Here is a 20,661-nt window from a genome sequence, read left to right as displayed (position 1 = left end):
GCCGCAAGGTCCTCGCCGGTACCGGGCCGTCAGCGGCCGTGCATGCTCTGCGCCATGCGCACCAGCTCGTCGGTCTGAGGCGCGTCCGTCTCGACGTCGAGGACGGTGCAGACGCGGGCGAGCAGAAAGTAGAAACCCGCGAGGATCAGGGTCTCGACGAGCTGCTCCTCGGTGTAGTGGGCCGCCACGGCCTTGAAGCGGGCCTCGTCCACCAGGGGTGAGGCGGCCGCGGCCGCGGCGAAAGCGAGGAGCGACCGCTGTGCCGGGGTGAAGACGTCGGCGTCGTGGCGTCGGGCGCGCAGGGCCGCGCGCTGGGCGTCCGTGACACCCACCGCCCGGGATATCGGGACGTGCTGCTCCCATTCGTACTCGGCCTCGAAGATGGTGCCGTAGGTGAGGATGAGCAGTTCGCGGTCCATCGGGCTGAGGCTGCCCTCGGCGAAGAGCGCGGCGCCGAGATGGGCGATCTGCGTGACCGACCGGGGCGCGTGGCCGAGGATCCGGTAGACGTTGATGATGCGCCCCTGGCTGAGGGAGCGCAGGGACTCGGGCATCGCCTCGTCGTCGAGGCAGGGGATACGGGACATGGCGACTCTCTCTTCGGACGGGTCGGAGGGCGTGGGTCAGGACGCGATGTCGTCGTACCAGCGCGGCTGCGACGAGCCCCGGGGGACGAGGAGCGGGCCGCGCCAGGCGGCCGGGGTCTCGCTCAGGGCGACCGGCGGGGCCACCAGGGAGAGGTCGCCGAGCGGGGTGGCCCGGGTGAGGCGCCGGGGCGGTGCCAGCGTGGCCGGGGGGAGGAGCTGCTCGGACTGCTCGCGCGTGAAGGTGCCCAACTGGTAGGCCCAGTTGGAGACACCGGCGAGGGAGACCCGCACCTGGTAGCTGCCGCCCTCGCGGGAGCGGCGCAGGACCGCGCTCATGACGCCGGCGGCGGCGAGATAGGCGGCAAGGTAGTCGTTGAGCATGCGGCCGGGCGGCAACTGGGGGCGGCCGTCCTGGCCCTCGCTCCAGTTGACGCCGGTCAGGGCCTGGGCGTGCTGGTCGAAGCCGCCGCGTTCCTGCCAGGGGCCGCTGTGGCCGTAACAGCGCACGGAGACGTGGATGATGCCGGGGTTGATCTCGGCGATCTCCTCCGGGGTGAGGCCGAGCGCGGCCATCTTGGCGGGGCGGTGGTTGTGCACGAACACGTCCGCCGAGCGCAGGAGCTCGTCGAAGGCGCGCCGCCCGGCACCGTCGCCCTCGGCGTCGGGCTTCAGGGCGAGCCGGGCCGAGCGCAGGCCGACGCCGGTCTCGTTCCAGCACAGGTCGTGGTCGAAGGCGTTCGGTTCGCACACGTGCAGTACGTCGGCGCCCTGCTCGGCGAGGACCCGGCCGGCGGCGGTGCCCGCGAAGACGTGGGTGAACTGAAGGGAGCGCAGCCCGGACAGCGGCTGGGCACCGGCCGGCAGCGGACGCGGCGGGGCGTCGCCCACTCGCTCGACGGATACGAGGGGTTCGGCCAGCACGGCCTTGCCCTGGGGGTGGGCGAGGAACTCCTCCCTGCTGCGGACGATCGCCAGGGGGACACCCCGGGCGGCCGCCTCCTCCTCGAGCTCCCAGGAGACGCGGCCCGCGATGGCCGCGCCGATGTGCTCGCGGGTGTGCGCGGTGCCGAGCAGGTCGAGGAAGGTGTCACGGGTGTTCGGATAGCAGGCGATCGGGATGGCCCAACGGTCGTCCGCGGTGCGGTACAGGTCCCACAGGGCCGGGGCGAGAGCGCCGTCGAGCCCGAGGACGCTGCCCATGTTCGAGCCGTAGCCGTTCAGGGTGTTGCCGCCGCCGAGGTAGGGCGTGAGCTGGTGCAGCGCCTGGCCCAGGTCGAGGCGCAGGCGCTGGGAACGGCCCGTCGAGGCCTGCCAGATCTGTGCCGCGCCGACGGCGGCGGACAGCAGGGCTATGCCCATGGCCGAGCCCAGCCGGAGGGTGGACGGCACCAGCGGGTCCTGTCCGTCCACGACGAGTTCACTGACGGCTTCGCCGCGCGAGAGACCCAGTGTCTTGAGTGTCCTGTCCAATTCGTCGATCACGTCGAATTCGTTTGCGTTCATGTCAGGGAACATAACACCGATTCGGTGACGGTAAACCGGGCGATGAATATTTCCATGGCGTTTGCAGGAAACCGCCGCACGCTGCGGAAGTCCGCCATCAGTGGGCTATCAGTTCACTATCAGGTGGGGCTGTTTCGATTGCGGGGCAGCAATCGATACGTAGAGAGGCGGTGGGGCGGGTGTCACATGATTCTCTCGCCATGGAACAGTTGAGGCTCCTGCCGGAGCACGAGCGTCGGGAGCTCGTCGAGGAGCTGGTGGTAAGGGAGTTCAGGAGCGCTCTCTTCATGACCGACGACGAGGAGTTCCCGCTGGACGTGGGCTTCCTCGACCTCGGGCTCACCTCCCTGCGGCTGAGCGAGGTGAAGCTCTTCCTGGAGCGGAAGCTGGAGTGCGAGATTTCCACGGCCGCTCTTTTCGGTCACCCCACGGCCGGTCAGTTGATAGACCATCTCTGTGCGTGATCTGTTTCCTGACCGGAGGGAATAAATGTCGGAGCAATCCAATCCGACGGCGGCCGAATTCGCCGCCGTGATCGCTGATCTACGAAGCAAGGAGGAGGCGCTCGCCGCCCTTGAGCGCGAAAAATACGAACCCATAGCCATCGTGGGCATGGGCCTTCGTGTTCCGGGCGGAAACAATGACGTAGACACGTTCGCGGAATTCCTGCGCGAAGGACGCTCCGGCATCGGGCCGCTGCCCGCGGGCGAGCGCCGGCAGATGGCCCCGGACACCGCCCCGCCCGGCGAAGAGGGCGACGGGTGGCCGCGCGGTGGCTTCGTGCCCGACGTCGACCGCTTCGACGCCGCCTTCTTCTCGGTGTCGCCCAAAGAGGCGCCCTACATCGACCCCCAGCAGCGGCTCGCCCTCCACACGGCCTGGGAGGCCCTGGAACACGCGGGCATCGACCCCGTCTCCCTGCGCCACGGCGACACCGGCGTGTTCATGGGCGTCACCACACTCGACTACATCTTCGAGTCCACCGACCTCGCCCCCGCCGACCTCGACGGCTACCTCGCGCCCGGCCTGACCCACAGCGCGGTCTCGGGCCGGCTCTCGTTCTTCCTCGGACTGCGCGGGCCGTGCATGACCGTCGACACCACCTGCTCCTCGTCCCTGACGGCCACCCACCTCGCCGTGCAGGCGCTGCGCGGCGGCGAGTGCGGGGTCGCGCTGAGCGGCGGCGTCAACGTCATCCACAACGCGCAGAACCACGCCATCCTCTCCCTGGGCGGGGTGCTGGCCTCCGACGGCCAGTGCAAGACCTTCGACGAGCGGGCCGACGGATACGCCCGCGCCGAGGGGTGCGGGGTGCTGGTCCTCAAGCGGCTCTCCGACGCGCGGCGCGACGGCGACACCGTCCACGCCGTGATCCGGGGCTCCGCGGTCGGCCAGGACGGCGAGAGCGCCGGCCTGGTGGCACCCAACGGCGCCGCCCAGGAACAGGTCATGCGCTCCGCCCTCGCCCGGAGCGGGCTCGGACCCGGTGACATCCAGTACGTCGAGGCCCACGGCACGGGCACCGCGCTCGGCGACCCCACCGAGATGGACGCCATCAGCGATGTGTTCGCCACCTCGCACACCAAGGAACGGCCCATGGTGGTCGGATCGCTGAAGACGAACATCGGTCACATGGAGGGCGCCGCCGGTGCGGGCTCCCTCATCAAGGCGGTGCTGCAACTGCGGGAGAAGACGGTCTTCCCGCACCTGAACCTCGTCACCCCCTCCCGGCGCATCGCCTGGGACGACGCCCCCGTCACCGTCCCGACCGAGGTCCGCCCCTGGCCCACCGCGGACACCGGACGCGCGATGGTCAACGGGTTCGGGGTGACCGGCACGATCGCCTCCGTCGTCCTGGAGGAGGCCCCGGCCGACACGGCGGCACAGGCGTACGAGGACGACGCGCGCCCCAGCGCCGTACTCACCCTCTCCGCCAAGAGCCGCACCTCGCTCCGGCGCCTGGCCGAGCGCTACCTCGACCACCTCGACCGGCACCCCGACACGCCGCTCGCCGACCTGTGCCGCACCTCCAACACCGGTCGCGCGCACTTCCGTCACCGCATCGCCGAGGTGGTGGGCGACCGCGACACCACCGTACGGGCGCTCGGCAGGCGCGTCACCGCCCTGGCCGAAGGCGCCGCACGCGGCGGCTCGGCGGGCGCCCCCAAGGTGGCGTTCCTCTTCTCCGGTACGGGCACGCAGTACCCCGGCATGGGCGCGGCCCTCCACCGGCAGTACCCCGTCTTCCGCGCCGCCCTCGACGAGTGCGACCGCATCCTGACACCGCTGCTCGGCGTGGACCTGGGTGAGCTGGTCCGCGGCGAGTGCGAGGCACCCGAGCGCATCCACGAACCCCGTTACCTCCAGCCCGCGTTGTTCAGCCTCGAATACGCGATGGCCCGGCTGTGGCTGTCCTGGGGCGTGCGCCCCTCGGTCCTGATGGGCCACAGCCTGGGCGAGTTCGCCGCCGCCGCGGTGGCCGGTCTGTTCTCCCTGGAGGACGGGGCCCGTCTGGTGGCCGCCCGCGGACGGCTGAGCGAGGCGGTGCGCAGCAAGGGCGGCATGGCCGCGGTCGGCGCACCGGCCGACGAGGTGGCCCCGCTCCTCGAAAGCTACCCCGACCTGACCATCGGCGCGGTCAACGGCCCCGGCCAGTGCCTGCTCACCGGCGGTGACGCGGCGCTGGCCGACGCGGGCCGCCGCCTCACCGAACGCGGCGTGAAGGTCACCCCGCTGCGCGGCGCCGTTCCGTACCACTCGCCGCTGATGGCCGAGATCGTCGACGAGTTCCGCGAGGTGCTCGGCACGGTCGACTTCCGCACGCCCACCATGGCCCTGGTGTCCAACGTGACCGGGCGCGTGGCCCGCGGACGGCAGATGGCGGACCCCGAGTACTGGGTCAGGCACCTGCTGGAGCCCGTGCAGTTCGAGGCCGGCGTCCGGGCGGTGGACCAGCGCGGACGGCACGTCTTCGTCGAGCTCGGCCCCTCGGCCGCGCTGACGGCCCTGGCCAGGACCTCGGCCGGCGAGGGCGACCACGTCTGGCTGAGCAGCACCTTCCGCGACGACCACGACGGCGACATGATCCGCCGGTCCCTGGCCAAGGCGTACGAGGCGGGCGTGCCCGTCTCCTGGGCCGGTTACCACGAGGGCGCGCCGCAGCACCGGATCGCGCTGCCCTCGTACCCCTTCGACGGCAAGCGGTACTGGCTGCCCACCAAGCAGCGCCGGGCCGCCGAGGCGGCCCGGCAGGCGGAGCGTGACCCCGAGGGCCGGCCGAGCGCGGGCGGCCTTTTCTACGAGCAGCACTGGGTCACCCAGGCCCTGCCGGACACCCGGCGCGAGCGGCGGCGCGTACTGGTGGTGGGCGACACCGCCCGACTGCCGCAGGCGCTCACGGAACTGGCCGCCGCCGACGGCGTCACCCTCACCGTGGCCGCGGGCCCGGCAGCCCTGGCAAAGGCGCTGGACGGCGAACGCCCCACCGACGTGTGCTGGCTGTGGCACACCAGCACCAACACCGGCACCGGTCCCAGCACCGCCGCACCCAAGGACAGCGACGCGACGGCCCGGCTGCGCGCCGAGTGCGAGGCCAACTACCGCGACCTGCTCGCCGTACTGGACACGCTGGCCCGCGAGGGCTTCGGCCGCGGTCAGCGGCTGTGGCTGGTCAGCGAGGGCGCACAGCACCTGCCCGGCGACAAGGGCACCGACCCGGCGGCCGCGGCCACCCTGTGGGGCTTCGGGCGTGCCCTGGGCATGGAGTACCCCGGATACCGGGTGACTCTGGTCGACCTGGAACCCGGCACCGACGGCGCCTCCGGCCTGGTGGGCGAGTGGCTCGCGGCGGGGGAGAGCGAACTGGAGATCGTCCACCGCGACGGCGGGCGCTGGGTGCGCCGGCTGCGCCCGGCCGACCCCGTGCCCGCGGCTTCGGCGCCCCTCACCATCCGCCCCGACCGCACGTACGTGGTGGCCGGCGCCACCGGGATGGTCGGCCGGGCCCTCGCCCACCGCCTCGTCGCCCTGGGCGCCCGCCACGTGGCGCTCCTGAACCGTACCGGCGGCCCGGCACCCGACCTCGGCGACGGCGTCACGGCCGGCGTCCACCCCTGCGACCTGGGCTCCGCCGAGGACGTCTCCCGCGTCCTGACCGAACTCGCAGGGACGGCACCGCCCGTGGGCGGCGTGGTGCACGCCGCCCAGGAGGCCGCGCAGGACCTGCCGCTCGCCCAGCAGACCTGGGAGAGCCTGGACGCCGTCTTCCGTACGAAGGTCTACGGCGCCTGGCTGCTGCACGAGGCCACCACAGGCCTGCCCGATCTTGACTTCTTCCTCGGCTGCTCCACGGCGGGAGCCCTGCTGGGCGCCGCCACCCAGACCGGCGCGGGAGCGGGCAACGCCTTCCTCGACCACCTCATGGCCCAGCGCGCCGCCGCGGGCCTGCCCGCCACCGCCGTCAACTGGGGGCCCTGGGCGCCCAAGGACCCGGGCCGGCGACTCAGCGCCTCGCTGGTCCGCAGCTGGGAGGGTCAGGGCATCACACTCCTGGAGGAGGACGAGGCCACCGACGCGCTGCCCGCACTGCTGGACGCCGGGCGCACGCAGGTCCTCATGGGCCACTGCGACTGGAACCGATTCGTGGCCCGCAGGGCGCCGAGCGCGCTCTTCGCGGAACTGGTCTCCGGCTCCACCGCGGACGGGGACCGCACCGACATCGGCGCCCTGGCCGACACACCGGGGGCCGCCCGCTCGGTCGGGATCAACGCGATCGTACGGGCCCGGCTCGCGGACGTCCTGCGCTTCGAGTCGGCCGACGACGTGGAGCCCGACGCCGAACTGGCCGAACTGGGCATGGACTCGCTCAACGCGGTCGAGATCCGCAACGCCCTCGAAGCCGCCTTCCGGATCACCCTGCCGGCGTCGATCACCTTCGACCGGCCCGGCGTCGACCTGCTCAGCGCATACATCGAAGAACTGCTGTCCGGTGCCGAGGCACCGGCGCACCAGGCAGAGACGGGAGCACACCGATGACCACGTCAGTACGAACGCGGACACTCCGGGAAGTGATCGACCGGCAGGCCGCGCTCCGGCCCGACCAGCCGGCCGTCATCTGCTCCGGCCGCACGCTCACCTACCGGGAGCTGGACCGCGAGAGCCGACGCACCGCCCAGGTGCTGCGCGAAGCCGGCGTCGTGCCCGGCTCCCGCGTGGGATATCTCGGCAAGGAGGCCGTCGAGTACTGGGAGCTGGCCTTCGCCTGCGCCCGGACGGGCGCGGTCCTCGTCCCCGTCAACTGGCGGCTGACCGCGCAGGAGGTGGACCACATCCTGCGCGACTCCACCACCGAGGTGCTCCTGGTGGACGAGGAACACCTGCCGGTGGCCGCCGAGGTGCGCGAGGGCCTCCCCACGCTGCGGACCCTGCTGTGCCTGGACGGCCACACCGCCGAAGCCGAGTCCCTGGCCGCCCGCAAGCGCGTGGTGGCCGCCGACGCGGACCGGCAGCCGTCCGAGGGCGACGAGGAAGCGGCGGACGGCGAGAACAGCCCCGTCGTGCAGATCTACACCAGCGGCACCAGCGGCCTGCCCAAGGGCGTCGTCCTGCCCCACCGCAGCTTCTTCAACGTCGCCGAGGCGATGGACGGCCACGGCCTGGACTGGCTGGACTGGAAGGACGGCGACCGCAGCCTGATCGGTCTGCCCGGCTTCCACATCGGCGGTCTCTCCTACGGCATGCAGGCGTTCAACGCCGGTGCCACGGTGGTCTCCCTGCCCGCCTTCATCAGCTCCGACGCGGTACGCGTGATCGCCGAGGAGGGCGTCACCACCGCCATCGTGGCACCCACCATGCTGGAGCTGATGCTCGCCGAACCCGCCGCGGCCAGAGGCGCGCTCGGCACCCTGCGCAAGGTGGTCTACGGCGGCTCCCCGATCGGCGAGGAGCTGCTGAGCCGGGCCATCGACGTCCTGGACTGCGACTTCCTCCAGATCTACGGCAGCAGCGAGACCGGCAACTTCGCCGTCTGCCTGCCGCCCGCCGACCACGTCCCCGGCAGCCCGCTGCTGCGCGCGGCAGGCCGCCCCTACCCGGGCATCGAAGTACGCATCGAGGACCCCGACGGCAAGGTGCTGCCCACCGGAGAGGTCGGGGAGATCTGCGTGCGCACCCCGGCCCGGATGCTCGGCTACTGGCGGCTGCCCGAGGCCACGGAGCGCACCGTGGTCGACGGCTGGGTGCACATGGGCGACGCCGGCTTCCTGGACGAGGGCGGCTACGTCCACGTCCGCGACCGGGTCAACGACATGATCATCGTGGCGGGGGAGAACGTCTACCCCGCCGAGATCGAGGACGCCCTCGCCCGGCACCCCGCCGTGGCCGGGGCCGCCGTGGTGGGTGTGCCGCACGAGCGGTGGGGCGAGTCCGTGCACGCCCGGGTGGTCCTGGCGCCCGGGCAGCGGGCCGGCGCCCGCGACCTGCTGCTGTTCCTGCGCGGCCGCCTCGCGGACTTCAAGATGCCCACGTCGTACGACTTCGCCGATGCCCTGCCCCGCAACCCCAGCGGCAAGGTCCTGCGGCGGGCGGTGCGCGACGAACTCGCCGCCGCGAAGAGCTGACCGGCCGTACCCGCACACGGCGGTGGCCCGCCCCCTCACCGAGGGGAGCGGGCCACCGCCGTACGCGGGTGTTGAGGCCCCTCAGACGTAGTCCTGCGGCGCGAAGACCGCGGTGCGCTCCCGGTAGGCCTCGATGCTGGACGACCAGTTGTTGACCACGCGGCCGTCGCCCGTGGTGTACCAGCTTCCGCAGCCGGCGGCGAAGGCCGTGCCCGCGAGGTCCCGCCGCAGCTCTTCGTTGTAGCGCCGCTGCACCTCGGGGGCGACGTCCAGGGTGCGGTCCCGGCCGGCGTCGAGGGCGTCGAGGGCCTGGAGCACGTAGGCGATCTGGCTCTCCACCATGAAGAGGATCGAGTGGTGGCCCAGGTTGGTGTTGGGGCCGTACAGCATGAACATGTTGGGGAAGCCGCTGACCGAGACGCCGAGGTACGCCTCGGGCCCCTCCTTCCACGCCTCGCGCAGCGTCAGCAGGTCGCGGCCGACGATCTCCACGCCGCCTGTGCGGTCCAGCGACTGGAAGCCGGTGGCGTGCACGATCACGTCGACGTCGTGCCGCCGCCCGTCGGCGGTGCGGACGCCCTCCGGCTCGATCCTGGTGATGGGCTCCGTCACCACGTCGACGTTGTCGCGGGACAGCGCGGGGTAGTAGTCGTCGCTGATCAGCACGCGCTTGCAGCCGAACGCGTAGTCGGGGGTGAGCCGGTCGCGGAGCCGGTCGTCGGTGACCTGCGCGCTCAGGTGCTCGCCCGCCACCCGCTGGAACTCCTCCCGCACCGGATTGCCGTCGTCGCGCAGGCCGACGGCCCAGCCGTCGCGCTCCCGGTACAGCTCCTCGCGCAGCGAGGCATAACGGTCCGGTTCGGCGAGCAGCGCGGCACGCTCGTCGTCCGCGAGCGCCCGGTCCTGCCGGGGGAGCAGGTAGTTGGGGGAGCGCTGGAACACCGTGAGGCGTTCGGTGGCCTCCGCGATGGCGGGCACGAGCTGCACGGCGCTGGCCGCGCTGCCGATACAGGCGACCCGCTTGCTCGTCAGATCCAGCTCCTCGGGCCAGCGAGCCGTGTGCACCTGGCGTCCGGCGAAGCTGTCCACCCCCTCGATGCGCGCCCAGGCCGGGCGGTCGAGCTGCCCCCACGCCGTGATCAGGACGCGGGCCCGCAGCCGCTCACCCCGTGAGGTGCTCAGCAGCCAGCGGCCGTCGTCGTCGGACCACGTGGCCCGGGTGACCTCCACGCCGAGGCGGATGTGCTCCGCCAACTCCTGGCTCTCGGCGAACCGTTCGAGGTTGTGCAGGATCTCCGGCTGCCCGGCGTAGGTACGGCTCCAGTCGGGCTGCTCGCCGAAGGAGTACCAGTACAGGTGGGACTGCACGTCACAGGCCGCACCGGGGTAGGTGTTGTCGCGCCAGGTCCCGCCGATCGAGCCGGCCTTCTCCAGAACCGTGAACGCGTGCCGTCCGGCCTCCTTGAGTCGGGCGGCCATGCCGAGGCCCGACATCCCGGCGCCGATGATGACGACCTCGAAGTCCTCGTCCATATCATCCCCTTCGTAGTGCCTCTTCCTGCGACCACCCTGGCCAGCGCTCCTGATCGACGCCTGAGAGGCCGCTGACGGGCCGTCCGCCCACGGCCTGGCGCCCCCGCGGGCGCGCCCGCAGGGACCGCAGACCGGCGGAGGTCGCGGCGTCGGCGGGAAGCAGCGTCGCGACCGCCAGCTCGGAGACGGCGACGTCGGCGAAGGCGTTGAAGGTCATGACCGTCGAGATGAAGGACAGCGTCCGGCCGCCCCGCACCAGGCGCAGCGGCAGCGCGTAGGGGAAGTCGAAGACGCCGTCCGCCTCGGCCGGGCGGCGGCCACCGTGCCGGTCGGCCGGCGGCGTGGGGTAGCCGCTCACCTCCTGGTACAGCGCCTTGAGTGGCGCCGACCCGGTCTTGGTCACGTGCCGGCGCAGCCTGCCGACGAGGTGCTCGCGCCACGCTCCCTGGTCGGGCATCAGGGGCGCGAGACCTCGCGGGTGCAGGAGCAGCCGCAGGAAGTTGACCGGCGGGCGCAGCAGATCGGGGGAGACGTCACCGACCAGGACACCGAACGTGCGGTTCGCCTCCACGATGCGGTACTGGGCGTCGAAGACCAGCACCGGGTGGGGTTCGTGGGCGTTGACCAGGCGACGTAATCGCTTCTGTACGACGCTGGGGGCGGGGCCGTCCATGCTCGACTCCTGGAAGTACGGAGCGAACCCGGCGGCGACCAGCAGGACGTTGCGGTCCCGCAGCGGCAGGTCGAGGTCGGCGGCGAAGCGGAGCAGGACGTCCATGCTGGGGCGGGCGCGGCCGGTCTCGATGAAGCTGATGTGCCGGGTGGAGCAGCGGGCGCGCGAGGCCAGCTCCAATTGGCTGAGGCCCCGCCGGTTCCGCCATTCCCGCAACAGCGATCCGACACCCGGACTCTCTCGGTGCATAAGCTGTGAGGTCATACACCAGAGTGTTCACTCTCGAACAAATAACCGCAATAACGCCTTCCTCTTCCGTCTTCCGTGGGATTGCCACAGGAAAGGGGACAGCAAATGCGGATCCTCAGTGGGGCGAAAAGAAGGGGGTGCCGGAATTGAATTCCCGCTTCCCGTCCCTCTCCTCATTTCCGTCGCCCACAGCGGAGTTTGCTCAAGGGATATCCTCGCGGAGTGCGCTGACGCGCTGCTGACGCCTCCTCGCGGCGTTGCTCCCTCGCCGACTACGCGGGGACGGCCACGTCCAGCGAGGGCGCCTGGTTGAGGATCTCCCGCAGCCGCTCGCGCAGCTTCAGCGAGGGCTCCACGCCCAGCTCGCTCGCCAGCCTGCGCCGCGTGCTGTCGTACGTCTCCATCGCCTCGGCCTGTCGTCCCGTCCGGTACAGGGCCAGCATCAGCATCTCGGTCAGGCGCTCCCGCCACGGGTGAATCGTGCGCATGCGCTTCAGCTCGCTGATGCTGTGCATCGGGTCCATGAGCTGCATCTCCAGCCAGAGCCTGTCCTCGACGGCGCACAGCTGCTCCTCCTCCAGGGCCAGCGCCACGCTCTGCGCCATCGGCCCCTGGACGACGTCCTGGAAGGGCTCGCCGCGCCAGAGCGCCAGCGCCTCGCCGAGCAGCCGGTGCGCCTCGGCGGGGTGCTCCCGTGTGCAGGCGCGGGCCTGGCCGGTCAGTCGGCGGAAGGCCGCCGCGTCGGTCCGCGCCCCGCCCAGCTCCAGGACATATCCCGAGGAGCGGGTGAGCAGCTCGGGCGCGGGGCCGTCCTCGCCCGCCGTCTGCTGCAAGGTCCTGCGCAAGCGGTAGACGTGGGCCTGGAGCGAGTTCTCGAAGGTGGGCGGCGGGTTCTCCCCCCACAGTTCGGTGTAGAGCTGCTCGGCGGACAGCTGACGGCCGGGGCTCACGAGCAGCGCCGCCAGCAGGGTGCGCTGCCGGTTGCCGCTGACACCATGCGTACGGCCGCCCGCGCGGACCTCCAGCGGGCCCAGGAAAGCGAAGACCTGACCGGTTCCCGAGGCGTCCTGGGCCTGGGGTCCGGAGGGCAGCGGCGCGCCGGTACCGCGGCCCGTGTCGTCGAACTGAGAATAAGCCATCACTTTTCTCCTCCTGCCGAGCACGGTTACTTCAATTGACTCCGGCGCCCTTCGTGGCCGCAAGTGCCAAGAAGTGGCAGGCGTCGGTTCCGCGCCAGTTCGAGTTCATTGCCGCAAAGCTGATTTCACGCGGTTGATGTCGGGTCGGACGCGGGCATCTCGGACAGCTATTGCGCGTTTTCCATCGATGTACGTGACTCTTCGGCCTTCACTCCTGGCTTGTTCGGACGCGGCAAGACGCCGGGGCAATTACGTGCGAGGTAATGGACGGCCCCAATGGAACCAAGTGGGCCGCCCCGCTCTCACCGGGCGATCAGCCATCTGTCAGGCGCGGCTGCTTGGGTCGCAGGAACCACTGACCACGACGATCCGAGAAAGAGGTGTGCGATGGGGGCTGCCCGTCAGCCACTGCGTGTGGGAGTCCTGCTGCCGACCAGGGAGCAGGCGATCCTCGGCGAGTACAGCGTCTCCCCCCTGCTGGACTTCGCGCGACGGGCCGAGGAACTCGGCTTCGACTCGCTGTGGACGGGTGACTCCCTCACCGCACGCCCCCGGCTCGACCCCCTGGTGGTGCTGTCCGCGGTGGGCGCGGTGACCCACCGCGTGCACCTGGGCACCGCGACCCTGACACCCGCGCTGCGTCACCCGCTGGTGGCCGCCAACATGGCCAGCAGCCTGGACCACGTCAGCTCCGGGCGGCTCGTCCTGGGGGTGGGCTCGGGGTTCCCCTCGCCGGAGACCACCGAGGAACTGGCCGCCGTCGGCGCCTCGTCGGGCGACCGGGCCGACCGGCTCGACGAGATCACCGCGCTGTGGCGGACCGCCTGGTGCAGCACCCGGCCCGGCGCGCCCAACCGCTTCACGGGCAGACACTGGCAGGCGGAGGGCCTGGACCGGCTCGTCTGCCCCGCCGCGCCCGACGGACCGCCGCTGTGGCTCGTCGCCGACGACACCGCCCGTGTACTCGAACGGGCGGCCGGCCGCTACGACGGCTGGCTGCCCTTCCTCGCCTCGGCGGACGCCTACGCCCGCGCGCGCGTACGCCTGGAGCACCTCTGCCGCCGTGCGGGACGCAGGGCCGACGCGGTGATCCCCGCCCTGTACCTCACGGTCACGGTCGGCACGGACGAGCAGCGGGCCAGGGTCGAGCTGGACGACTACCTGGAGCACTGCTACGGCCGCACCCTGGAGCAGATGTCGGCCATCCAGGCCTACGCCTGGGGCCCGAGCGAGCACTGCGCGCAGCGCCTCGCCGACTACGTACGGGCGGGGGCGCGCCACATCGTGCTCCGCATCGGATCGCTGCGACCGGAGACACACCTGCGGGAGATCGCGGACGTCCTCATGTCCAAGGCCCGCCAGACGGATCAGGAGAGCGCATGACGACCACCGGCAGCACCCGACGGGCCCGTTGGTTCACCACGTCCGGGGCCGATCCGAACGCGGGCCACCAGGTGTTCCTGTTCCCGCACGCCGGAGGCACGGCCCCGGCCTACCAGGCCTGGGGCGCCACCCTGCCCTCCACCATGGAGGTGCGCACCCTGCAACTGCCCGGACGCCAGGAGCGGTTCGACGAGCAGCCCTTCACCGACGTCGAACCGCTCCTGGACGCACTCCAGGAGGCGTTCGAGGCCGAACTCGACGGCCGTCCCTACGTCCTGTTCGGCCACAGCTTCGGGGGCATGCTCGCCTACCGTCTCTCCGTGGCCGCCGCCTGGAACGGCCTGCCCGCGCCCGCGCTCCTGGCCGTCTCCTCCTGGGCGCCGGGACTGGGGTGGGCCGCCGAACTCGCCCGGGTCGCCACCATGCGGGACGAGGAACTCCTGGCCCGCGTCGGCGAACTGGGTCTGCTGACGGAGGGCACGGCACTCGACCCGGCCACCCTGGCCTCGATCATGCCCGCGATCCGCGCCGACTTCCTGGCCGCGGGCAGCCTCCACGAGGACGGCGAACCCGCGCCCTGCCCGGTGGCCGCCTACGGCGGCGCGAGCGACCCGATAGTGCCGCCCGATGCCATGTCCGTCTGGGCGGACCACACCACGGACTTCCTCGGCACGACCCAGTTCCCCGCCGGCCACTTCCACCTCTTCGACCACGCGGCGGCGGTGCAGCACAGCGTGGAGCGCCATGTACGGAAGCTGCGGGCGAGGGTATGAGAGGGACACAGGCTCTCAGCCCCGGGCCGGCACCACACCCCGCAGGACACCGAGGTCGACCAGATCCTGCGGCCGGACCCGTAGTTCGTCCGCCGTGGAGCGTGCCGCGGACGGCGGACGCTTCAGGATCGCGGCGGCCAGTTCCGGCGCGATCACCGAGAAGTAACTGTCCGGCGTGGCCCAGGTGTTGCCGGGCGCGGCGAGCGCGAGCGCCCCGCCCGAACCGCCCTCACCGATGACGAGCGTGGTCAGCGGGACGCTCGCCGAGGCCACCGCCGCGAACAGATCGGCGATCGCCGCCCCCGCCCCCGCCCGCTCGGCCGCCGCGTCATTGGCGGCGCCGGGGGTGTCGACCAGGGTCAGCACGGGCACGCCGAGCCGGTCCGCGAGCCGGATCAGGCGGGCCGCCGTGCGGTACCCGGCGGGCCGCGTCGCGGTGCCCCGCTGGGCCGCGTACGCCACCGTACGGCCATCGTGAAGGCCGAAGCCGCAGCTCATCCCGGGGTCACGGCCGCCGCAGCGGTCCCCTGACACCTCGGCGCGTGCCGTGAAGAAGGCGTCGAGGTAGGCGTCCGCGCGCGGCCGGCCGGGCGCGCGGGCCCGGGTCACCGCGTCCCAGCCGGTGCGGGGCAGGTCCGTCACGCCGAGGGCGTCGGGAGGAGGGACGGGGGCAGTGGCGCGCGGGGACGTCAGCAGCTTCAGCCGCAGCGCGAGCGCGCCGGGCAGCTCTCCCGCAGGTACGACGGCGTCGATGTGACCGGCCGCGAACTGCGCCTCGGCCGTGTAGGCGGCCGGGTCCGCGTCGGGGGGCCGTACCCGCGATCCGGCGAACGCCACCTGAGCGCCGGGCAGCGCCACCACCATGTCGGCCCCGGCGCCGAGCGTCGCCCACCCGCCGCCCGTCGTCGGATCGCGCAGCACGGCGAGTTGGGGCAGTCCCGCCTCCCGGGTGAGAGCGCTCTGGCGCGCCACCCGCTGGAGTTGGGACAGGGCGAGCATGCCCTCCTGCATCCGGCTGCCGCCCGTGGCGACGAAGGTGACCACGGGCAGCCGCCGCGCCCGTGCGTGGCCGTGGGCCGCCTCGATCCGGTCGCCGGTCCGCCGACCGATCGACCCGCCGAGGAAACCGAACTCGAAGGACAGCGCGACCACGGGCACGCCACCGATGTCGGCGGTGGCGCAGACGACGGACTCGCTCTCGCCGGTCCGCTCGGCCGCGCTCCGCCTGGCCGCGTCGTATCCCCGCCAGCCGAGCGGGCCGTCGGCCTGCTCGCCGTCCGCCTGCGCCCTCCCGGGTGCGGGCAGTTCCGTGTACGTCTCGGCGACGGCCGCGAGTACGGCACGCGCGCTCATGCGCGCCGGAGCCTCTGGGCCCGCGTCCGTTCGCCGCGGCTCTCCCTCACGCACGGAGAGCCCGCTTCATGATCTTGCCCAGGTCGTTGCGTGGCAGCTCGGAGAGGTAGTGGACGGTCCGCGGTCGCTTGTGCGGAGCGAGCTGTGCCGCGACATGGTCGGCCAGCACCTCAAGGGTCGGTACGCGCTCGGAGTCCGCGGGCACGATCCATGCCACGACGCGTTCGCCGAGGTCGTCGTCCGGCTCACCGGTCACGGCCGCGTCCCGTACACCGGAGTGCTCCATGAGCGCGTTCTCGATCTCACCCGCGCCGATCTTGTAGCCACCGCTCTTGATGAGGTCGGTCGCCTTGCGCCCGACGATCCGCACATAGCCGTCGGTGTCGCGTACGGCCACGTCCCCGGTGCGGAACCAGCCGTCCTCGGTGAACGCCTGGGCGGTGGCATCGGGCCGGTTGAGGTACTCGGTGAACAGGTTCGGGCCGCGCACCTGGATCTCACCCACGGCATCGGGACCGGCCCCGACCGGCGCCCCCGCCTCGTCCACCAGCCGCAGTTCGACACCGCGCAGCGGTACTCCGACGGTTCCCGCGCGCGCTTGCCCGTCCGCCCGCACGCTGGTGTTCATCAGGGTCTCCGACATTCCGTACCGCTCGATGACGCTCCGGCCGGTCGCCGCGGCGATCCGCTCGTGGTCGCGCGCGGCGAGTGCGGCGGAGCCCGACACGAGCAGGCGCGCACCGGACAGCGCCCTGGCGAGTACGGCGTCGCCGGGGCCGGCAGCGAGGGCCTCCGCGATGCGGTGGTACATGGTCGGCACCCCGAACAGCATCGTGGCCCCGGAGTTCAGCTCGCGCGCCACGCCTTCGGTGCTGAACCGGCCCAGGTGACGCACCGATCCGCCGCGCCGCAGCGGCCCGAGGACGCCGAGGATGAGCCCGTGCACATGGAAGAGCGGCAGCGCGTGCACCAGTACGTCGTCCGCGTGCCACTGCCAGGCGTCCTCCAGCGCGTCGAGCGTGCTGGTCAGGGCCCGGCGCGGCAGGACGGCGCCCTTGGGCGGGCCGGTGGTGCCGGAGGTGTAGACGATCAGCGCCGGGTGCTCGGGGCCCGGCTCGGGGGACAGCGGCGGGGCCGGCGCCGTGACGTCGGTCTCGATGTCCCGGCGGGCCACTTCCGCCAGCGCGGGGGGCAGTTCGTCGCCCGGCGCGGCCAGGATCAGCGACGGCTCGCTGTCCGCCACGATGTGCGCCAACTCACGGTCGCCGAGACGGGGGTTGAGCGGCACCGCGGGCACCCCCGCGAGCAGGGCGGCCACCACCGCGACCGCGGTCTCCAGGGTGGGTGTCGCCCATACGGCGACGCGCCGCGCCGAGCCCAGGGACGAGGCGAGGGAGGCGGCCGCCGAGGAGAGCTGGGCGTACGTCAGCGAGCGTTCCCCGAAGCGCAGCGCGGGCCGCGGGCCACCCTCGGCCAGGGCGGGGAACATCATCTGCGGGTGGGCACTCATGTGTTGACTCCATTCCAGGTGGTGCGGGGTGTTGTGGTGTCGCCGGGGCGGTGGTGGATCGGTGGGGCCTTGGTCTCTCCGCGGCCGATGTGTGTCGGCATCCACCCTCACCCCCATCCTGGGACCACGAGCACCAGCCACGCCGCGGCGGGTACCACGGCGACCACGACCCCTCCATACACCATCAGCTGCTTGAAGAAGTACTCCCGGTCGACGTCCGGCGCCGCCGCGAGGACGAGGGCGCCGTTGGTCGAGAAGGGGCTGACGTCCACCACGGTCGCCGACACCGCGAGCGCCGCGATCATCCCGACCGCCCCGATCTCCCCCTGGGCGAGGAACGGCACGGCCAGTGGTATCAGCGCGCCCATGATGCCGACGGACGAGGCGAACGCGGAGACCAGGGCGCCGATGTAGCACAACAGCAGGGCCGCGAGCAGCGGGACACCGATGCCGCCGACGCCCTCGCCGGCCCACTTGATGGTGCCCATTTCCTCCAGTACACCGACGTAGGTCAGGACACCGCAGATGAGCAGCACCGTGGGCCAGGCGATCTCGCCGACCGCCTTGCGGCTGGTGTCCGGCCACACCGCGCTCAGCAGCACGGCGAGCGTGATGGCGGTCAGCCCCGCGTCCAGGTCGAAGACGAGCACGGCGACGACCAGCGCGACGAGTGACAGGAGGGTGGCGACGCGGGGTGCGGTGAGCCGCGTCTCCTCGTCGGCGGGGGAGTCGGCGGGGGAGTCGGCGTCACTCGCCGCGGCCCTTTTGCGGCCGAGCCTGAGACCGCCGAACAGTACGAACACCACGCCGGCGATCAGTACGTTGGCGAACAGCGAGGCGAGGAACAGGGCGACCTCGTTGCCCGGCAGGTCCTCGCGCTCCACGATGCCGTTCACGATGGACCCGTAGATGCTGATCGGCGAGAACCCGCCGCCCTGCGCGCCGTGCACCACCATGGCGCCCATGAGGAGCGGACTGATGCCATGACGTGCCGCGAAGCTCAGCGCGATCGGTGCGACGATCGCCACCGCGGCCGGGCTGACCGCTCCGATCGCCGTCAGCGCGCCGGCGATCACGAACATCACCCAGGGGATCAGCGCGATGCGCCCGCCGACCAGTCGTATGGACGCGTGCACCAGCCAGTCCGTCGTGCCGTTGGAGCGGGCGATCGCGAACAGATAGGTGACGCCGACCAGGACGACGAACAGGTCGCCGGGGAAACCGGCGAAGATGCCGTCCGCGTCCAGGTCGGCGGCCAGCTCGCCCACCGCGAACGCGGCGGCGAAGGCGAGCGCGCCCATGTTGATCGAGCGAGTGGTGGCGATCACGAAGACCACCACGAGTACGAGGATGGAGATGAGTTCCGCGGACATGTGGGCTCCCGTCCTGGGGCCGTCCCTGAGTGGTCAAGTGGCTGAACCAATTGGCCTGTTGACGGCACTCAGAGTCACGGGGAACGGTTTCAGCCGTCAAGGGGTAGACGGAAATTGGTTCAGCCACTGGACCGCATGGCGCTGCTAGGCTGCCGAGGCCACGGGGGCGGGGGCCGCCGGAACAGGGGGCAGGAGATGTCCGACGCACTGCGTCCCATGGGGCGTACGCGGCTGTACGAGCAGGTGCTCGACCGCCTGCGCAGCTACGCCGCGGAGAGCGCTCTGAAGGCGGGCGACCGGCTCCTGCCGGAGCGTGAACTCGCCCGGCGGCTCGGTGTCTCCCGCGCCTCGGTGAAGCAGGCCATCGTCGTCCTGGAGGTGCAGGGACTCGTCGAGGTACGGCAGGGCGGCGGCACCTACCTCGTCGGCGACAGCCTGGACGCCGAACCCGTCGAGCGGCTCGTCGAGCGCCGGCGCAGGCTGCCGGACGTCCTTGAGGCACGCGAGGCGATGGAGACGAAGCTCGCCGAACTCGCGGCCGAGCGGCGCACCGACGAGGACCTGACGGCGCTGCGCGCCTCGCTCGCGCACATGGCCGCGGAGATCGCCGAGGGCGGGCACGGCGCCGAGGGCGACCGTCGCTTTCACGCCGCGGTGACCGCCGCGGCCCACAGCACACTGCTGGCCGATTTCATGCGCTCCATCGCCGACGACATCGCCGAGAGCAGGCGCGAATCCCTGCGCCAGCCGCGCCGGCCGAGCCGCTCCCTGGCGCAGCATCAGGCGATTCTCGACGCCATCGAGGAAGGGAGCGGCAAGGCCGCGGCGGCGGCCATGCGACGGCATGTCCAGACCGTCGCGAAGGTCCGGCTCCTGGACTGGGAGCCGGACACGGACACGGATACGGTTACGGATACGCGGCTCAGGTGAGTTCGGCGGCCACGAGTGCGGCGGCCCTGGCCACCAAGGGGTTGTCCGTGGGCCCCTGCGGGTCGTGCTTCGTCGAGAGGATGGAGAGCACCAGCGGGGAGCGCCCGGGCGGCCGGACGACGCCCACGTCGTTGGCGACGCCGTACGCTGTGCCGCCACCCGTCTTGTCCGCCAGTATCCAGTCCGAGGGCAGACCCTTGCGGAAGCGCTCGGTGTTGGTGACGTTCGCGACCAGCCAGTCCCACAGCCGCTCCCGGTCCCGCGACGCCAGCGCGCGCCCCAGAAGGAGACGGCCGTACGTCATGCCGACGGCCCGCGGGCTGGTGGTGTCCTCGGCCCGCCACGGCTCGGCGCTGTTCAACTCCGGCTCCCAGCGGTCCAGGCGGGTGGTGCCGTCCCCGAGGCTGCGGCAGAACCGGGTGATGGCGGTGGGCCCGCCCAGCTCGCGCAGCAGCAGGTTTCCGGCACCGTTGTCGCTCTCACTGACCGCCGCGGCGCACAACTGGGCGCCGGTCAAGCCATGGGCGATGCTCTCCGGCTTCCCCGTGACCGGGCTGTACCCCGAGGCCTGGACGAACTCCGCGGTGTAGTGGATGCGGCGGCCGAGGAACTCACCGTGCTCGTCCAGGTCCCGCAGGACGGCCGCCGCGGCGAGGCCCTTGAACACCGAGCACATCGGGAAGCGCTCGTCGGCGCGGTGGGACACCGTCGCGCCCGAAGCGGGGTCGAGGGCGAAGACACCGAGGCGGGCGGCGTACTCCTTCTCCAGCGCGCGCAGTTGCCCGGTGAGTTTCCCGCCGGGCGTGGCGGCGTACGCCGTGCCCTGAACGGCGGGCACGGCGGCGGGCACCAGGACGGCCAGGGCGGTCCCGGCACCGAGGGTCAGTAGCTTGCGGCGGGAGGGCAGAGCTTCGGTGGAGGTGGTGAGACGCACGGTCGTCCTCTTTCTCTGTTTTCTCTGTCGCTGTTCGCTGTTCGCTGTTGTCTGTCGCTGATGGCTGTCGCGTCGGCGCGGCAGCCATCAGCCAAGCCGCAGCC

General features: G+C 72.1%; 15 protein-coding genes. 6 read left to right on the top strand and 9 right to left on the bottom strand.

The features are described from left to right. Positions 1-29: 29 nt before the first annotated feature. Together ACRAKF_RS01915 and ACRAKF_RS01910 are read right to left on the bottom strand one after the other, a co-directional pair. A complete protein-coding gene (locus tag ACRAKF_RS01915) occupies positions 30-587 on the bottom strand; it encodes a carboxymuconolactone decarboxylase family protein (protein WP_447034928.1) in 558 nt (185 codons plus the stop codon). A gap of 36 nt (positions 588-623) precedes the next feature. Continuing rightward, the gene (locus ACRAKF_RS01910; RefSeq protein WP_447034927.1) at positions 624-2,090 is read right to left on the bottom strand and encodes a CoA transferase; all 1,467 of its coding nucleotides are present in this window, start codon (positions 2,088-2,090) and stop codon (positions 624-626) included. 200 nt (positions 2,091-2,290) lie between these two features. Between ACRAKF_RS01910 and ACRAKF_RS01905 the strand changes: the two genes are divergently transcribed. The 3 genes from ACRAKF_RS01905 to ACRAKF_RS01895 are packed head-to-tail and all read left to right on the top strand — an operon-like array spanning position 2,291 to position 8,707. Beyond that, positions 2,291-2,554: an acyl carrier protein gene (locus tag ACRAKF_RS01905; protein WP_447034925.1), complete on the top strand. Its 264-nt coding sequence runs from the start codon at positions 2,291-2,293 to the stop codon at positions 2,552-2,554. A gap of 25 nt (positions 2,555-2,579) precedes the next feature. Next, entirely contained in the window at positions 2,580-7,124 is a 4,545-nt protein-coding gene (locus ACRAKF_RS01900) for a type I polyketide synthase (RefSeq protein ID WP_447034923.1), read from the top strand. Then, positions 7,121-8,707 carry a long-chain-fatty-acid--CoA ligase gene (locus tag ACRAKF_RS01895; RefSeq protein ID WP_447034922.1) on the top strand — a complete coding sequence of 529 codons (1,587 nt, stop codon included), beginning with the start codon at positions 7,121-7,123 and terminating at the stop codon, positions 8,705-8,707. Before ACRAKF_RS01900 ends, ACRAKF_RS01895 begins: the two co-directional genes overlap by 4 nt. 81 nt (positions 8,708-8,788) lie before the next feature. Here ACRAKF_RS01895 and ACRAKF_RS01890 read toward each other — a convergent pair whose 3' ends face one another. The 3 genes from ACRAKF_RS01890 to ACRAKF_RS01880 all read right to left on the bottom strand — a co-directional run bounded on the left by ACRAKF_RS01890 (position 8,789) and on the right by ACRAKF_RS01880 (position 12,301). Next, entirely contained in the window at positions 8,789-10,240 is a 1,452-nt protein-coding gene (locus tag ACRAKF_RS01890; RefSeq protein ID WP_447034921.1) for a flavin-containing monooxygenase, read from the bottom strand. A gap of 1 nt (position 10,241) precedes the next feature. Next, complete coding sequence (locus tag ACRAKF_RS01885) at positions 10,242-11,177, bottom strand: helix-turn-helix domain-containing protein (protein ID WP_447034920.1); 936 nt, start codon at positions 11,175-11,177, stop codon at positions 10,242-10,244. 257 nt (positions 11,178-11,434) lie between these two features. Beyond that, the gene (locus tag ACRAKF_RS01880; RefSeq protein WP_447034919.1) at positions 11,435-12,301 is read right to left on the bottom strand and encodes an AfsR/SARP family transcriptional regulator; all 867 of its coding nucleotides are present in this window, start codon (positions 12,299-12,301) and stop codon (positions 11,435-11,437) included. Between the two features lie 387 nt (positions 12,302-12,688). Between ACRAKF_RS01880 and ACRAKF_RS01875 the strand changes: the two genes are divergently transcribed. Then, complete coding sequence (locus tag ACRAKF_RS01875) at positions 12,689-13,684, top strand: LLM class flavin-dependent oxidoreductase (protein ID WP_447034917.1); 996 nt, start codon at positions 12,689-12,691, stop codon at positions 13,682-13,684. Next, the gene (locus ACRAKF_RS01870; protein WP_447034915.1) at positions 13,681-14,457 is read left to right on the top strand and encodes a thioesterase II family protein; all 777 of its coding nucleotides are present in this window, start codon (positions 13,681-13,683) and stop codon (positions 14,455-14,457) included. Before ACRAKF_RS01875 ends, ACRAKF_RS01870 begins: the two co-directional genes overlap by 4 nt. A gap of 15 nt (positions 14,458-14,472) precedes the next feature. Here the strand turns inward: ACRAKF_RS01870 and ACRAKF_RS01865 are convergent, their stop codons facing one another. The 3 genes from ACRAKF_RS01865 to ACRAKF_RS01855 form a co-directional block, all read right to left on the bottom strand. Further along, on the bottom strand, positions 14,473-15,810 hold the full coding sequence (locus ACRAKF_RS01865; protein ID WP_447034913.1) for a carboxyl transferase domain-containing protein: 1,338 nt from the start codon (positions 15,808-15,810) through the stop codon (positions 14,473-14,475). 46 nt (positions 15,811-15,856) lie between these two features. Then, positions 15,857-17,320, bottom strand: coding sequence for an acyl-CoA synthetase (locus ACRAKF_RS01860; protein WP_447034911.1), 1,464 nt, complete (start codon positions 17,318-17,320; stop codon positions 15,857-15,859). A 107-nt stretch (positions 17,321-17,427) separates the two neighbouring features. Then, positions 17,428-18,693, bottom strand: coding sequence for an SLC13 family permease (locus ACRAKF_RS01855; RefSeq protein WP_447034909.1), 1,266 nt, complete (start codon positions 18,691-18,693; stop codon positions 17,428-17,430). 195 nt (positions 18,694-18,888) lie between these two features. On the opposite strand from ACRAKF_RS01855, the gene ACRAKF_RS01850 reads away from it, so the two are divergent. Continuing rightward, on the top strand, positions 18,889-19,623 hold the full coding sequence (locus ACRAKF_RS01850; protein ID WP_447034907.1) for a FadR/GntR family transcriptional regulator: 735 nt from the start codon (positions 18,889-18,891) through the stop codon (positions 19,621-19,623). Here ACRAKF_RS01850 and bla read toward each other — a convergent pair. Next, a complete protein-coding gene (gene bla, locus ACRAKF_RS01845) occupies positions 19,616-20,557 on the bottom strand; it encodes a class A beta-lactamase (protein ID WP_447034906.1) in 942 nt (313 codons plus the stop codon). The two genes, ACRAKF_RS01850 and bla, sit on opposite strands and share 8 nt — an antisense overlap. Between the last annotated feature and the right edge of the window lie 104 nt (positions 20,558-20,661).

This window comes from Streptomyces sp. DSM 118878 (assembly GCF_052936595.1).
Note: the sequence above shows the minus strand (reverse complement) of the source record. Positions and strands in the feature narration are given on the sequence as shown.